The organism is Pseudomonas sp. S3E17 (assembly GCF_024168685.1).
GTDB lineage: Bacteria > Pseudomonadota > Gammaproteobacteria > Pseudomonadales > Pseudomonadaceae > Aquipseudomonas > Aquipseudomonas marginalis.
Genome location: NZ_JALJWE010000001.1, coordinates 5,600,563 through 5,614,842 on the forward strand (window position 1 = coordinate 5,600,563; position 14,280 = coordinate 5,614,842).

Annotated in this window: 16 protein-coding genes and 1 tRNA gene; all 17 read right to left on the bottom strand. The window is 56.8% G+C overall.

The genetic code is table 11. The features are described from left to right. Positions 1-10 precede the first annotated feature (10 nt). Positions 11-214 carry an HrpT family type III secretion system protein gene (hrpT, locus tag J3D60_RS25235; protein ID WP_253493207.1) on the bottom strand — a complete coding sequence of 68 codons (204 nt, stop codon included), beginning with the start codon at positions 212-214 and terminating at the stop codon, positions 11-13. Next, a complete protein-coding gene (sctC, locus tag J3D60_RS25240; RefSeq protein WP_253493210.1) occupies positions 211-2,334 on the bottom strand; it encodes a type III secretion system outer membrane ring subunit SctC in 2,124 nt (707 codons plus the stop codon). The genes hrpT and sctC overlap by 4 nt, the downstream gene beginning before the upstream one ends. A gap of 14 nt (positions 2,335-2,348) precedes the next feature. Beyond that, positions 2,349-2,741, bottom strand: coding sequence for a type III secretion protein (locus J3D60_RS25245; RefSeq protein ID WP_253493213.1), 393 nt, complete (start codon positions 2,739-2,741; stop codon positions 2,349-2,351). Between the two features lies 1 nt (position 2,742). Next, entirely contained in the window at positions 2,743-2,961 is a 219-nt protein-coding gene (locus J3D60_RS25250) for a hypothetical protein (protein WP_253493215.1), read from the bottom strand. Between the two features lie 84 nt (positions 2,962-3,045). Continuing rightward, positions 3,046-3,639 (bottom strand): type III secretion system stator protein SctL, encoded by a 594-nt coding sequence (gene sctL, locus J3D60_RS25255; protein ID WP_253493217.1) that lies wholly within the window; start codon positions 3,637-3,639, stop codon positions 3,046-3,048. A gap of 11 nt (positions 3,640-3,650) precedes the next feature. Continuing rightward, on the bottom strand, positions 3,651-4,199 hold the full coding sequence (locus tag J3D60_RS25260; RefSeq protein WP_253493220.1) for a type III secretion protein: 549 nt from the start codon (positions 4,197-4,199) through the stop codon (positions 3,651-3,653). 13 nt (positions 4,200-4,212) lie between these two features. Beyond that, positions 4,213-5,013 (bottom strand): type III secretion system inner membrane ring lipoprotein SctJ, encoded by an 801-nt coding sequence (gene sctJ / locus J3D60_RS25265; RefSeq protein WP_253493222.1) that lies wholly within the window; start codon positions 5,011-5,013, stop codon positions 4,213-4,215. A gap of 5 nt (positions 5,014-5,018) precedes the next feature. Next, a complete protein-coding gene (locus J3D60_RS25270; protein WP_253493223.1) occupies positions 5,019-5,387 on the bottom strand; it encodes an EscI/YscI/HrpB family type III secretion system inner rod protein in 369 nt (122 codons plus the stop codon). Between the two features lie 543 nt (positions 5,388-5,930). Continuing rightward, a complete protein-coding gene (locus tag J3D60_RS25275; RefSeq protein ID WP_253493224.1) occupies positions 5,931-6,854 on the bottom strand; it encodes a sigma 54-interacting transcriptional regulator in 924 nt (307 codons plus the stop codon). Positions 6,855-7,165: 311 nt separating this feature from the next. After that, positions 7,166-8,266 (bottom strand): redox-regulated ATPase YchF, encoded by a 1,101-nt coding sequence (gene ychF, locus J3D60_RS25280; RefSeq protein WP_253493225.1) that lies wholly within the window; start codon positions 8,264-8,266, stop codon positions 7,166-7,168. A 22-nt stretch (positions 8,267-8,288) separates the two neighbouring features. Continuing rightward, positions 8,289-8,873, bottom strand: coding sequence for an aminoacyl-tRNA hydrolase (gene pth, locus J3D60_RS25285; RefSeq protein ID WP_003208389.1), 585 nt, complete (start codon positions 8,871-8,873; stop codon positions 8,289-8,291). Positions 8,874-9,040: 167 nt separating this feature from the next. Then, entirely contained in the window at positions 9,041-9,640 is a 600-nt protein-coding gene (locus J3D60_RS25290; RefSeq protein WP_027606889.1) for a 50S ribosomal protein L25/general stress protein Ctc, read from the bottom strand. A gap of 138 nt (positions 9,641-9,778) precedes the next feature. Then, on the bottom strand, positions 9,779-10,720 hold the full coding sequence (locus J3D60_RS25295; protein WP_003171603.1) for a ribose-phosphate pyrophosphokinase: 942 nt from the start codon (positions 10,718-10,720) through the stop codon (positions 9,779-9,781). A gap of 46 nt (positions 10,721-10,766) precedes the next feature. Next, positions 10,767-10,841 (bottom strand) — tRNA-Gln (locus J3D60_RS25300). A gap of 37 nt (positions 10,842-10,878) precedes the next feature. Next, a complete protein-coding gene (gene ispE, locus J3D60_RS25305; RefSeq protein ID WP_253494035.1) occupies positions 10,879-11,682 on the bottom strand; it encodes a 4-(cytidine 5'-diphospho)-2-C-methyl-D-erythritol kinase in 804 nt (267 codons plus the stop codon). Positions 11,683-11,731: 49 nt separating this feature from the next. Next, positions 11,732-12,349 carry a lipoprotein insertase outer membrane protein LolB gene (gene lolB / locus J3D60_RS25310; protein ID WP_065938448.1) on the bottom strand — a complete coding sequence of 206 codons (618 nt, stop codon included), beginning with the start codon at positions 12,347-12,349 and terminating at the stop codon, positions 11,732-11,734. Positions 12,350-12,353: 4 nt separating this feature from the next. Beyond that, a complete protein-coding gene (locus tag J3D60_RS25315) occupies positions 12,354-14,078 on the bottom strand; it encodes a tetratricopeptide repeat protein (RefSeq protein ID WP_065938449.1) in 1,725 nt (574 codons plus the stop codon). Positions 14,079-14,280: the final 202 nt, after the last annotated feature.

A 14,280-nucleotide genomic window follows, 5' to 3' on the forward strand; every position in this document is an offset into this window, starting at 1 on the left:
TCCTTCACGCTCATCGTTCCAGCGATACCGTTTGGTAATCTTTTCGCTCCCCGGCGGGGCCAGGCTCGGCACGCATCTGCGGTGGCCACCAGATCACCATTTTGTCCTTGGTCGATTGCGGGCGCGAGCACGAGTCGCCCTTGCAGGTGGGGGTGCAGCCGGCGACGAGCAGCGCGGTGCCGATCAGGGTGATGCAAAATAAGCGGTGTTTCATGGCGTAGCCTTTTGAGCAGGAGTGATCAAGGAGGGGCGGGGCACACTGAGGTGTTCATCCTTCACCACTGGGCGCATGGCGATAAATACCTCGGCTTCTTCACCCGGCTTGAGCCAGGCGCGCGGCCATACGCTGACGGCCAGGGTCTGGGAGTTACTGCACTCCTTTTCGTCGATACGCACATTGCGTTTGAACTGGTTGCGCAACACCACCACCGCTACGTTGTACTCAGGGCCTGCATACCACTGGCTGCGCTCGGTGTTCAGCGCCAGCAAGTCGCGGGTGTTGCACAGGGTATTCAGCCCCAGTGGCATCGGTGCCGCCTTGAACGCCTTGGGCACTTCACCGCTGACCAAATGCGCCAGGGTGCTGATGATATCGCTGCGCTTGATCACCGGTTGGTGAGGGCTATAGCGTCGCGCCAACGGGGCGAGGGCTGCCTGCAATTCGACTTGGTCGTCCTGGGGCAGGTAGCGCGACGGATCGGCTTGGTCACCGATGACGCGTGGGGTGAGAATGAACAGGCGTTCACGCCGATTGTTCTGTCGTTCGGTGGAGGAAAACAGCGCCTTGCCCAGTAGTGGGATATCACCCAGCAGGGGGACTTTGTTGCGCTTGTCGCTGCTTTCGGTGACGTGGAAACCGCCGACCACCAGCGAGCGCTTTTCCGCCATGACCGCCTGGGTGCTGACTTTGCCTCGGCGTACGTCAAGGTTGCCGGGGAGGGGGTTGGTCTCGTCGAAGTTACCATCTTCGATATCCACCGCCAGATGGATCTGATGGCCGCCCCGGCTGGTGATCACACGGGGCACAACCTGGAAGCTGGTCCCCACGGTGACCGGCAAGATGGTTGCATTCTCTCTACCCGGCGTCAGGTATTGTGTGCGGTTGAAGTCGATCACCGCCGGTTGGTTTTCCAGCGTGAGCACCGAGGGATTGGAGACCATGCTCGCCAGCCCCTTGGCTTCCAGCGCACGTATATCCGCGTAGAAACGCTCGCGGTTTTCAATCGACACCTGCGACGAAGTGCCCGGTGCCATATTGACACCGCCACGGAAGCGACTGTTCTGAAACCCCCAGTTCACCCCGAATTCTCGCAATTGCGTGCGTTCGATATCGAGAATGATCGCGTCGATTTCCACCAGCTTGCGCGCCACATCGAGTTGAGTGATCAGCTCGCGATACATGGCCTGGCGCTCAGGCAGGTCATAGATCAGCACAGTGTTATTGCGTACATCGGCTTCGACGCGAACTCTGCTGGGTGAGACCGGGGCTCGCGAGGTGAGTGTCGGGAGCGGATCCAACGGCCCGGTGTTAACGTTTGTACCCTGCATCTGCCCCAGTAAGGGGTTGCTCAATCGGGGAATGTTCGGTACGAGCGGCGCAGGCTGTGACGGGGAGGGTTGGTTCAGACTGTTGAGGATCGAATTGGAACGCGGCTCCAGCAATCCACGCAGAATGCTGGCCACCCCCGGAATAGTGAGCTTCTCGCCGCGGTAATCCACTTGACGATCCGTCGCATTGGCGAATTTAAGCGGGAAACTCAGCACGCTCTGCTTTTCATCCGGAGAGCGGCGCTGGGTACTGAACTGTTTGATCTGCTCGATATAGCGTCGAGGGCCTGAAACCAGTACCACGCCGTCCTCGGGCAACTCGCCCCAACCGAAACGGCTATCGAGCAGGCCAATATCGGTGAGCGCTTGCTTAAGGTCGGCAATGGTCTCGGAAGAAACCTCCAGGCGCGCCGAGTCTTGCTGGTCCAGCGTGCTGATATAGAGGGTGTTGTTGTACAGATACCACTGGAAACGGTGTTCTACCCCCAGGCGGTCAAGCATCGACTGCGGAGTATTGGCGCGAATCTTGCCATTTACGTTGCCTTCAAGCAGGCCCTCGACATGTAGTTGTGTCCCAAAGGTCTGGGCGAAATCCTCCAGCACTTCCCGGAGGGGCTTATGTTCAGCTTCATAAGCGTAGGCGGTGTTTTTCCACTCGGGGGGGATGGCCGCCAGTGTGTTCCCTGCTGGGGTCAGCAGCCAGGAAAGCAGGATAGCGTTACGCCAGGGAAATCCCTTGGGCGAAGCACGGCGTAAGCGACTGTGCTCGTGGTTCTTGTTATGCATTGCCGGTTCTCTGGTTAGTACGACAGTGAGCGTAGTGAGGTGGGTTTGAGGTTTTGGGGGGGGGGAGCAAGGCACGCGACTGTGGCGCGCCAGGTGTCGCGTTGGTTCAGCAGGGCTTCAAGGTAACCGAGTACGTATGCCTCTCCCTGCCCCCCTGGCAGCTTCTGGATCAGCCACAGCTCACCGCTGTCCGCTTTTTGAGCCAGTGCGCCATGGAAGTGATTCAGGCTTGCAGCGCCCAGGCGCATCCAGCTCTGCAAGGTGGCGGTGTCTGGGCGAGTCAAGGTCAGTTGAACACTCAGCACCAAAGCATCTCCCTGACGATTCAGCATGATTTCGTCATCGCCCTCAAACAAACGGAGTTGTTCTTTGCCGCTGACTAACCAATCACGGACGAACGCTTGCATATTATTGGAAACTTTCAAAAGTGCTTTTGAGCAACATATGCGAAACACGGGTATGTTCCAGATATGCCATCTGGGACAGGGTGCTCTTTACTGCAAGCTCATAAAATAACTTTGCATCAGCCTGCTCTTGAGATGTGAGGGCCCAGCGCTGTTTATAAAGTCTGTGGGCATTTTTGGCGTTTTTAGAAAGCTCCTCTGGAAGACTGTTGAAAATACTCATTAGTTACCCTCTTTATTATGTGGAGGTGCATGGGTTAATAGGATTTTGTCAAGGCTCGTTGTCGGTAATGCAAAGCGGATGCAATTAAATGTCTATCCGGTAGTCTCTCCCATGATTGAAAAAGGCATCGAGCATTGAATTCCAGCTGATACGGAAATCACCCTCGTCGGTTTTCAATACAAGTGTCTGAGCAGGGATTGTTTCGTCGTGGTGAAGCTTCCAGAGCGTGGCTTTGTGATGGGCGAGATACTGTTTTACCTCCTCAAAGTCCTGGGGGTGACAGAGAAGAGCCGCTTCGATCTCCTGAATCTGGTCCGCCAGCAATTGCTTCAGCAGGGCTGCCAGCCGTTGAGGGGCCACCGTTTCGCCAAGCAGGCGTCTAATTGCTTGGTTGGTGATCGATGTTGCGTACTCCTCCAGGTTGTCACACATCGCTTGACGGTCACGTTCCCAGCGTTTGAATTGGGCGTCTGCACGTTGCCAGACATCCAGGGACGCCTTTTCCAGCAGAAGTTCGCACTGTCTCTCTGTCTGGTTTATCAGTTCATCGGCCTGTGCCTTGGCGTGGCTGATGAGCTGGTTGGCGTGCTCCCAGTTTGCAAGCTCCTCCCGGGGGATCAGGCAGCGTGACAATCCCGAAGCATCCCTGGGCAATTCAATGGTGTATCGACATAACATCTCTGTTTTCCTTACGCGTTCGAGTCAAGGAACAGAGAGGCGTTTGCCGATGTCGTCACGCGCCAGACTACGGCTTGCCAGAGCGTGTTCAGCCGGCTGCTTGAGTTTTCGAGTGAGATATTACTTTTCTCAACCGCACATACGCGGTTACGGGGGAACCGCAATCGAAGGCGCTGCCACGTATCGGGTTCTATCCAGCTGGAAAGCAATTGCAGCGGATCAGCATCGGGTGACAGCATGGTAGGGGGCAGCGCCTTGGACAAACGCATGCACCACAGATGCTGACTTTCGCTCAACGGCGGCGCGGCCTCGGGATTGAACGTGCCGTGAACCAGTGTCAGCGCCAGGTTGAGTTGCTCCGTGGATGCGAGGGCCAGGCGAAGTACGGTGGGGTGGGGGGCCGGAGGCAAGCACGCGGCAATGCCTGTGAGACCATCCGGGGTGGAACGTCTGCTGTGATAAAGCACGCTAATTGAAGTGTACTTGTCACCTCTCCAGTTCTCGTGAGCGTGCTCCCAGGGAAACGCCCACCATTCAGCCCAGGCCAGGCGTTCACTCATTGAATGATCGAATCTAGGCATCATGAGCTGGGCCAATTGGTTCCTGCGCTACTTGCGGCCCTCGCAGAAGAGTCTGACGTCGATTGAGCAGGAACAGTGTACCGGCCACGGATGACAACACGCCGAGCAGTGCCGCGATAACGCTGCCTCGCCAAAAACCGAGATCATCGCTGGGCACCAGGAACGGGCCGAAATACACCAGCCGTTGCCGCTCCTGATAAGTGGCAGCAGGCACAAAGATCACGCTGAGTTTCTGCAGGTTATCCACGGCTGTGGTCATGCCTGGAATGCTGCTCGCTACCATCCTGCGAACGCGTGCGCGGATATTATCGGGGTCCAGGCGTGGGTCATGCTTAATGAAGACTGATGCGGATGCGGGCTGGACCGGTTCCCCTGGCGCGATGCGTTCCGGCAATACCACGTGTACCCGGGCAATAATCACCCCGTCAATGTTGGACAAGGTGGCCTCTAGCTCTTGGGATAAGGCATAGATGTAGCGTGCCCGCTCTTCCAGTGGGGTAGAAATAACCCCTTCCTTGCGAAAGGTATCGCCCAGCGTCGTCCGCGCCATTCTAGGTAGCCCTGCGGCTTCCAATGTACGTACGGCGCGTCCAATATCGGTGGCGTTGACCGCCACGACGACACCGTCTTTGGCCGGGATTTTTTGGGCGCGAATATGTTTATCCGCCAATTCCGCGACCACCTCATTGGCTTCTTGCTCAGAAAGTTGCCGATGAAGTTCAACGCGGTCGCTGCAACCGTTTAACGTGCATACAAGAATAAAAAGCAGGGCGGCGGGCAGGGATTTAATCATGTTCACTATTGCATGTTACAGATTTTGTCGATGCATTGGCTTGTCTTGCCAAGGCTCTTTACTAACAGTTGGGTAGTGAGCGCCACATTAGAGAGTTCGCGCGGGTACTCTCTGAATTTTTCAGAGTCCATGCCTTTACTTGATGATTTCAGCGCCCGCGCGAGGCGGATTTTTTTATTTTCGATATAACTTGAATGCTCCGCCAGCAGGGCTAATACAGCAGGGGGGGCGACCGTAGGCGTGCTGGCTTTCGAGCCTTCGAGCATTGACGCGAAGAAACCTACATCCGTGCTGGATATTGGGTTTTTCTGTGTAACATCAATGCCTGTGCGACGCTTATTCAGCGTTGAAAAATCAAATGCTTCTATCTGCATATAGGGCCTGCGGTATAGGGGGCTGAAGCAGGTTGGTGATAATGCCGCATTTGCGATTTAAGCTCATATGGCACCTCCCCGGCTAATGAGCCAAGGAGGTGGTCCTGTTAGCTGCGGATTTCTTTAGCCGCGGCATACAAGCCTGTCTTCCTCCTTGCCTCCATAGTCTCTTGGAACGTTTCTTCTGCGACTGCATCTGCGAGAGCAGAGGCTGCTTCAGCACCACCACCACCACCACCAGCTCTAGCTCCCTGAGCGGCACCATTGTACAAAGGGTTGTTGTATGTGTTTGAACCGTGCATATAACTAGCGGATACACCAGCCATAATAAGACTCCGATTTTGATGTTTTGAGCTTTGATTCACTTGTCATGAGTCAAACCTCGTGGATGTCTGGAACTATTTGTAACTTGAACCAGGCTGTGAGTAGGTGGCTCATGGGGCTAAACCGTTCCAAATAGGTTTGTGGCTATTTGTTTCTATAAATGTGTGTTTTGAGTTGGGTGGATAGGGTTTACCGAATATTTAACAGTTCCCTCTGTCTTCAGGGCAGTGGGATGTCCAATTTCTTCATCCTGTAGTACAGCGTGCGTTTTGCCATACCCAATTCAATCGCCACGGTATCCACACAATACAGGTGGCGGTGCAGCGACTCTTCAATAAGGGCTTTTTCAATGTGCTGCAGGCGTGTCTTAAGGCTCACCTGGGCATCCTGCAGCTCGCTCACCGAGGTTGAAAACGGTGGCAGGCCCAGCACGAACCTTTTGGCCGTAGAACGTAACTCCCGAACATTACCCTGCCAGGTGTGGCACAGCAGTTGTTGCAGCAGCCCGTCGGTGGGCGGCGGGGCAGTGCGTTTGAACCGGTGGGCTTCCTGCTGAATCATCTCCAGGAACAACGGGATGATGCGCTCTCGCCGATCACGTAAGGCTGGAAGCTGGATCTTGACGACATTCAGGCGGAAGTACAGGTCGCGCCTGAAGGTTCCGAGTTCGACCATCTGGTGGAGCGATTGTTGGGCAGACGCGATCACACGCATGTCCACCGGGATGAAGCGGGTTGAGCCCAGGCGCTCCACCCCTCGCGACTCCAGCGCTCGCAGCAGTTTGGCTTGCAGGTTCAACGGCATGCTATCGATCTCATCGAGGTACAGGGTGCCGAGATGGGCTGCCTCGATAAAACCGGCACGGGACTGGATGGCGCCGGTATAGGCACCGCTGTTGACGCCGAACAATTGGCTTTCGGCGAGGCCGTCAGGAATAGCCGCACAATTGACCGCGACAAAATTGCCCCGCCGTGTCGATAGGCGGTGAACCCGCTGCGCCAGGGTATCTTTGCCAGTGCCGGTTTCTCCCAGCAACAGTATGTCTATGTTGAGGGGGGCGGTGCTGCTCAGTGTGTTTTCAATATCCGTGTCTTCGAAGAGTGAAGTATCTTTTTCATTTTCTCCAAGGGTGGAGACCGACATCGAAGAGTTCTCCATTATCGCTCGACTTCAGTGTTGAGAGGACAGTTTGTGTTCGTCAATCAGGAATGAGGGTATAGAACCTATACTGGGATATTGCCGTAAGTGTGTGCCGGAATAATGTAGGAAAACCCCGGTATTATTGAGGTTAAATTGTGCAGCTGCCTGGCTGCATTAAAGGCGGGGGGAGTAAGTAGGGGAAGTCTGATAGTGAAGTGTGAGCGATGCTTGTCCTATGTTAGGAAGTTTCACCCACAAAAAAGCCGATGCAGTGCATCGGCTTTTTTATTTGTCGTAGACTTCGCAGGTAGCGTTTACACGTTGAAACGGAAGTGCATCACATCGCCATCTTTAACAATGTATTCCTTACCTTCCAAACGCCATTTACCCGCTTCCTTGGCACCGGCCTCACCCTTGAACTGGATAAAGTCGTTGTAGGCGATCACTTCCGCGCGGATAAAGCCTTTTTCAAAGTCGGTGTGGATCACACCGGCAGCCTGTGGCGCAGTGGCGCCGACTTTTACGGTCCAGGCGCGGACTTCTTCGACACCGGCGGTAAAGTAGGTCTGCAGGTTGAGCATTTCGTAGCCGGCGCGGATCACGCGGTTCAGGCCAGGTTCTTCCCGGCCCAGGGCCTCAAGGAACATGTCTTTCTCTTCGCCGTCGTCCAGTTCGGCGATTTCCGCTTCGATCTTGTTGCACACCGGCACCACGATGGCGCCTTCTTCGTCGGCGATGGCCTTGACCACGTCGAGCAGAGGGTTGTTCTCGAAGCCGTCTTCAGCGACGTTGGCGATGTACATCACTGGCTTGGTGGTCAGCAGGTGGAAGCCCTTGACCACGGCCTTCTCGTCAGCGCCCATGGTCTTCATCAGACCGCGTGCCGGCTTGCCCAGGGTGAAGTGCGCGATCAACTGTTCCAGCAGGCCTTTCTGGACCACTGCGTCCTTGTCGCCGCCTTTGGCGTTGCGCGCGACTTTCTGCAGTTGCTTCTCGCAGCTGTCGAGGTCGGCGAAGATCAGTTCCAGGTCGATGATCTCGATGTCGCGTTTCGGGTCGACGCTGTTGGAGACGTGAATCACGTTCTCGTCTTCAAAGCAGCGGACCACGTGGGCGATGGCATCGGTTTCACGGATGTTGGCCAGGAACTTGTTGCCCAGGCCTTCACCTTTCGACGCGCCGGCTACCAGGCCTGCAATGTCGACGAACTCCATGGTGGTCGGCAGGATGCGCTTGGGATTGACGATGGCCGCCAGTGCTTCCAGGCGCGGATCGGGCATCGGCACGATGCCGCTGTTGGGTTCGATGGTGCAGAAGGGGAAGTTCTCCGCCGCAATACCGGACTTGGTCAAAGCGTTGAACAAGGTGGATTTGCCGACGTTGGGCAGGCCGACGATGCCGCAATTGAATCCCATGGTGTTTCCCCTCGGAAAAAAGTCAGGCCTTCTGGCTGTGCAGGTTTTTCATCGCGCGGTTCCATTCACCGGCGAAGATATCCGGCAGCACGCCGAGGGCAAAGTCGATGCTGGCATCGAGTTTTTCCTGTTCGGCGCGTGGCGCACGACCCAGGACGAAATTTGAAACCATACTGGCGACGCCTGGGTGGCCAATGCCGAGCCGCAGGCGGTAAAAAGTATTCTGATTGCCCAGCTGCGCGATGATGTCGCGCAGGCCATTGTGCCCGCCATGCCCGCCGCCTTGCTTGAGCTTGGCAACGCCGGGTGGCAGGTCCAGTTCGTCATGGGCCACCAGGATTTCTTCGGGTTTGATCCGGAAGAAGCCCGCAAGCGCCGCGACAGCCTGGCCGCTGCGGTTCATGTAGGTGGTGGGAATCAACAGACGAACATCCTGACCCTGATGCGAGAAGCGTCCGGTCAGGCCAAAATATTTGCGATCGGCCACCAGGTTTACACCTTGGGCGTGGGCGATACGCTCAACAAAAAGGGCCCCCGCGTTATGCCGGGTCTGTTCGTATTCGGCGCCTGGATTTCCCAGGCCAACGATCAGTTTAATGGCAGTCACGACAGGGGCCCTTCCTTTGGAGTTGTGGATAACATCGCTACACCTGCGTGCGGCGAAAGTGGACGACAAGAGATCATTTACTCAAGAGTAAACGCCGCGTTATCGCCCGCTTTCTCGCTACGTTTCGGTCCGCGATGTTTCCTCAAGCTCCGGCAATACAGAGTGGATTACTCTGCAGCGCCTTCTTCAGCTTCTGGAGCAACGCGTGGAGCGTGTACGTTTGCAACAGCTTTGTCATCACCGTGAGCCAGTGCAACGAACTCAACGCCTTTAGGAGCCTTGAGGTCGGACAGGTGGATGATTGCGCCGATTTCCAGAGCCGACAGGTCGACTTCGATGAACTCAGGCAGATCTTTCGGCAGGCAAGTCACTTCGATTTCGTTCAGGACGTGAGAGATCTCGCCGCCTTTCTTGACCGGAGCTTCCTCGCCAACAAAGTGCACAGGCACGATAGCGGTCAGTTTCTGGCCGGCTACGACGCGTACGAAGTCAGCGTGCAGAACGTGACCCTTGGATGGGTGACGTTGCAGGGCTTTGATGATGACGTTTTGCTTTTTGCCGCCAACGTTCAGTTCGATAACGTGGCTGTAGGCCGCATCGTTTTCGAGCAGTTTGGCAACTTCTTTAGCCAGCATGCTGATGGATTCAGGGGCTTTGTCGCCACCGTAAACTACAGCTGGAACCAGGCTTGCGAGACGACGCAGGCGGCGGCTCGCACCTTTCCCCAGGTCGGAACGCACTTCAGCATTCAGAGTAAAATCGTTCATGTTGTATCTCCAAAATAACCACATTCGCCCCAGCGTTTGCGACCAGCGCTAAAGGCGATATGGGCAAAAAAGCCCCGCCCCAACAGTCTGCTGGGGCGGGGCGCTTTTCGTCAGTGAGGTGTTCCGAAGGTTTGACCCTTAGCGGAACATCGCGCTGATCGATTCTTCGTTGCTGATGCGGCGAACCGCTTCGGCAACTACCGGTGCAATATCCAGTTGACGGATACGCGCACAGGCTTGAGCGGCGGCGGACAACGGGATGGTGTTAGTCACCACCAGTTCGTCCAGCACGGAGTTCTCGATGTTCTCGATCGCTCGGCCCGACAGCACAGGGTGTGTGCAGTAGGCGAAGACTTTAGCTGCACCGTGCTCTTTCAAGGCTTTGGCCGCGTGGCACAGGGTGCCGGCGGTGTCGACCATGTCATCAACCAGAATACAGGTACGCCCTTCGACATCACCGATGATATGCATCACTTCAGAGTGATTGGCTTTCTCGCGGCGTTTGTCGATGATCCCGAGGTCCACGCCCAGGGATTTGGCAACAGCCCGTGCACGCACGACGCCACCAATGTCCGGGGACACGATCATCAGGTTTTCAAAGCGCTGGTCTTCAATGTCATCCACCAAGACGGGGGAGCCGTAGATGTTATCTACCGGAATATCGAAGAACCCCTGGATTTGGTCAGCGTGCAGGTCAACCGTGAGTACACGGTCGATACCTACCACGGTCAGCATGTCAGCAACGACTTTCGCGCTGATAGCCACACGTGCGGAACGCGGACGGCGATCCTGGCGGGCATAACCAAAGTAAGGGATTACAGCTGTGATTCGAGTCGCTGAGGAGCGGCGGAAGGCATCAGCCATCACGACGAGTTCCATCAGGTTATCGTTGGTCGGAGCGCAGGTCGGCTGGATAATGAAGACGTCTTTACCGCGGACGTTTTCATTGATCTCGGCTGTAATTTCGCCGTCGGAGAATTTACCGACAGAGATGTCACCGAGAGGGATATGCAGCTGACGTACGACACGTCGAGCCAGATCGGGGTTGGCGTTCCCCGTAAAGACCATCATCTTGGACACGCGCAGTACCTAGAGGCTGAGGGTAACCTGGATGAGTATTAGAAAATGGCAGGGGCGGCTGGATTCGAACCAACGCATGGCAGGATCAAAACCTGCTGCCTTACCGCTTGGCGACGCCCCTGTATCTGTTGCAACGAGTACCCAGTACTCGATTCCTTTTAGAGCAGACTTTGCAGCTTGCGATGCAACATCGAAACGTTGCTTCCCTTTGCTACAAACCCTGTAAGGGTCTCTGTAAGAAGGGCCGAGACTTTATCAGCTTCAGCTTTGCTTGGGAAGCCCCCAAACACACAACTTCCAGTTCCGGTTAATTTTGCTTCGGTAAATTTACCTAACAAATTCAAAGCGTTACGTACCTCTGGATAACGCCTTGCTACAACCGGTAAGCAGTCATTTCGACTGTTTCCCTTGGGAACGGGGCGCACTTTAATGGGAGGAGAGTTACGTGTCAACAGCGGATCTGAAAAAATTTCTGCTGTACTTACAGATACTTGCGGGACAAGCACCACATACCACGGCTCTTCGGGGTATTCCGGGGTGAGTTTTTCCCCCACGCCCTCAGCAAAAGCGGCGTGCCCACGCACGAAAACCGGGACGTCGGCGCCCAGCGTGAGGCCCAGCGCAGCCAGGCCATCATGGTCCCACCCCAGTTGCCACAGATGGTTCAGACCCAGCAGTGTGGTCGCGGCATTCGAGCTGCCACCACCGATTCCGCCACCCATGGGCAAAATCTTATCGATCCATATATCGATGCCCTGGGAACAGCCGGACTGCTCCTGGAGTTTTTTCGCGGCCCTCACAATCAGGTTGCTGTCGTGGGGCACGCCTTCGAATTCAGTGTGCAACTGGATCACACCATCGTCGCGCAGGGCGAAGGTGAGCTCATCGCCGTAGTCGAGAAATTGAAACAGCGTCTGCAACTCGTGATAGCCGTCTTCACGGCGACCGAGGATGTGCAGCATCAGATTGAGTTTGGCAGGAGAGGGCAGGGTCAGTTTTTGTACGGCCACGTTATTGCCCCAGCTTGCGCGGTTGCCAGTCCTTGATCACCAGCGTGACGTCAAGGTCGGTGCCATGCAGCTTGATGCGCTCTGGCAGCCAATAACCGCCCTGTTCCACGTAGCTGAGGTACTCGACCTGCCAGCCATCCTGTTCAAGGGTGGCCAGGCGACTGTCACCGTTGAGGCTCAGGCGGCTCTTGCTGTCCGGCGCGGGCAAGCCGCGGACCCACCACACCAGGTGCGAGACAGGCAGTTTCCAGCCAATCTGCTCCTCCAGCAGCGCTTCGGGCGAGGAGGCCTCGTAGCGACCCTGGTTGGCGACTTCTAGGCTGACTTGTCCCGGGCGGCCGGTCAGGCGCGCGGCGCCGCGCCCCAGGGGGCCGGACAAGCGAATGTCGTAGTAATCCTGGCGTTGCAGCCAGAACAAGGTGCCGCTGCCGGAATCTTTCGGTGCGCGCACCCCGACTTTGCCTTCGATCTGCCAGCCGTCGATGCTGCCGAGCTGATCCTTGTGCTGCTTCCATTGCGCCGGGTTGCCCTGGCCCTCAACGGATTCGCGGGCACCGAAGCCCGCGCAACCGGCGAGCAGGGCGATGAAGCTGAAAACGATAACGTGGCGCAAGAACATAAGCTTAAAGGGTCTCGGATCCGGTCAGGCGCTTGATGGTGCCGCGCAGGATGGGGCTTTCGGGTTGTTCCTTGAGGAATTTTTCCCAGATCTGGCGGGCTTCGCGCTGCTTGCCATTGGCCCACAGCACCTCGCCCAGGTGTGCAGCGACTTCCTGGTCGGGGAAGCGCTCCAGGGCCTGGCGCAGCAAGCGTTCGGCTTCGTCGAGGTTGCCCAGGCGATAGTTCACCCAACCCAGGCTGTCGAGTACCGCCGGGTCTTCCGGGTTGAGCTTGTGCGCCTGCTCGATCAGCGCCTTGGCTTCGTCGTAGCGCGTGGTGCGGTCGGACAAGGTGTAGCCCAGGGCATTCAGGGCCATGGCGTTGTCCGGGTCGCGCTTGATGATCAGGCGCAGGTCTTTTTCCATCTGCGCCAGGTCATTGCGTTTTTCCGCCTGCATGGCGCGGGTATACAGCAGGTTCAAATCGTCGGGGAATTGCAGCAAGGCCTGTTGCAGCACCTTCCAGGCGCGATCGCCCTGATTATTGGCTGACAAGGTCTCGGCCTGGATCAGGTAAAGCTGGATCGCGTAGTCCGGTTCGGCATCCCGTGCAGCGGCCAGGCGTTTTTCTGCCTCATCGGTACGCCCGTTGCTCATCAGGATGTCGGCCTGGCGCAGTTGGGCCGGCAGGTAGTCGTTGCCTGGGCCGACTTGTGCGTATTCGAGCAGGGCGGCCTGTGGGTCACTGCGCTCTTCAGCGATGCGACCCAGGTTCAGGTGCGCCGAGTCGACATGACTTTCGCGCTCGATCAGCTCTTCCAGATACCCCTTGGCCTCGTCCCAGGCCTTGGCTTCCAGGCACACCAGCGCCAGGGAGTAACGCAGTTCATCGTCATCGGGGTATTGCTGGAGCAGGTTGGCGAACTGCACTTTGGCGTCCTCCATGCGGTCCTGCTCCACCAGCGTGCGCGCGTAAGTCAGGCGCAGACGCTTGTCGTCCGGGTATTTCTTGATGCTTTTTTCCAGCAGTGGAATCGCTTCCTTGCCGCGGTTGAGGTTCTGCAGCAGGCGCGCGCGCAGTAGAATCGGCGCGATCTCGCCGTCTTCCGGCGGGTTCTGTTCCAGCAGCTTCAATGCGGCTTCGGCTTCATCATCCTGTTGCAGCAGCAGGGCCTTGCCGAACACCAGTTGACTGTTCTTCGGGTGTTTTTGCAGCAGGCGGTCGAAGCTCTTCATCAGGCCATTGCGGGTGTCCTGGTCGGTGTCGGCAGCCGACAGCGCAAGGAAGTCGAAATGGGTGTCGCCCTTGCCTTGCAGGACTTTCTCCATATAGACCATGGAGTCGTCATAGCGCCCGGCCCGCGCCAACTGAATGGCGGCCGCCCGCTGGGCTTCCAGATCGTCCGGCGCGTTCTTTGCCCAGATCAGCGAAGTATCCAGCGCGGCCTGATCGGCCCCGAGGTACTCGGCAATGCGGAACGCCCGCTCGGAAATTCCCGGATCCTGGGTGTTGATGGCCTGGGTCACGTAGTTATCCAGCGCAATATCGAAGCGATTGCGCTGGCCGGCCAGTTCCGCACTGAGCAGGCTGAACACCGTTTCTTCACTGAACGAGGAATAAACCTTGGGCTTTTCAGGGGCGGGTGTGCTGTCTTCCACCGGCGGTGTACCGTCCGGCGACACGGGTGCCATGGCCTGGCAGCCGCTGAGGAAGACAAAAGCAAGGAGCAACGCGGAAGATCTATTCATATAGGAAGAGGACGACTAACCTGCGGTCGGATCATCATGACACAAGCCTTCGGCCAAACATAACCGTGTAGGAGCGAGCTTGCTCGCGAAAAGCCTGAGGACAACGCGTTTTCTCAGGAGGCCGCGTCATGGTTCACGACCATCGCGAGCAGGCTTGCGCCTACAGATGGCCTTTTTATAGGCATAAGCTACTAGGACAATA

Coding starts and splice junctions, on each gene's coding strand:
- hrpT (WP_253493207.1), bottom strand. CDS start 214: ATGAAACACCGCTTATTTTGCATCACCCTGATCGGCACCGCGCTGCTC.
- sctC (WP_253493210.1), bottom strand. CDS start 2,334: ATGCATAACAAGAACCACGAGCACAGTCGCTTACGCCGTGCTTCGCCC.
- J3D60_RS25245 (WP_253493213.1), bottom strand. CDS start 2,741: ATGCAAGCGTTCGTCCGTGATTGGTTAGTCAGCGGCAAAGAACAACTC.
- J3D60_RS25250 (WP_253493215.1), bottom strand. CDS start 2,961: ATGAGTATTTTCAACAGTCTTCCAGAGGAGCTTTCTAAAAACGCCAAA.
- sctL (WP_253493217.1), bottom strand. CDS start 3,639: ATGTTATGTCGATACACCATTGAATTGCCCAGGGATGCTTCGGGATTG.
- J3D60_RS25260 (WP_253493220.1), bottom strand. CDS start 4,199: ATGAGTGAACGCCTGGCCTGGGCTGAATGGTGGGCGTTTCCCTGGGAG.
- sctJ (WP_253493222.1), bottom strand. CDS start 5,013: ATGATTAAATCCCTGCCCGCCGCCCTGCTTTTTATTCTTGTATGCACG.
- J3D60_RS25270 (WP_253493223.1), bottom strand. CDS start 5,387: ATGCAGATAGAAGCATTTGATTTTTCAACGCTGAATAAGCGTCGCACA.
- J3D60_RS25275 (WP_253493224.1), bottom strand. CDS start 6,854: ATGTCGGTCTCCACCCTTGGAGAAAATGAAAAAGATACTTCACTCTTC.
- ychF (WP_253493225.1), bottom strand. CDS start 8,266: ATGGGATTCAATTGCGGCATCGTCGGCCTGCCCAACGTCGGCAAATCC.
- J3D60_RS25290 (WP_027606889.1), bottom strand. CDS start 9,640: ATGAACGATTTTACTCTGAATGCTGAAGTGCGTTCCGACCTGGGGAAA.
- ispE (WP_253494035.1), bottom strand. CDS start 11,682: ATGCTGCACATCCTCGGTCGCCGTGAAGACGGCTATCACGAGTTGCAG.
- lolB (WP_065938448.1), bottom strand. CDS start 12,349: ATGTTCTTGCGCCACGTTATCGTTTTCAGCTTCATCGCCCTGCTCGCC.
- J3D60_RS25315 (WP_065938449.1), bottom strand. CDS start 14,078: ATGAATAGATCTTCCGCGTTGCTCCTTGCTTTTGTCTTCCTCAGCGGC.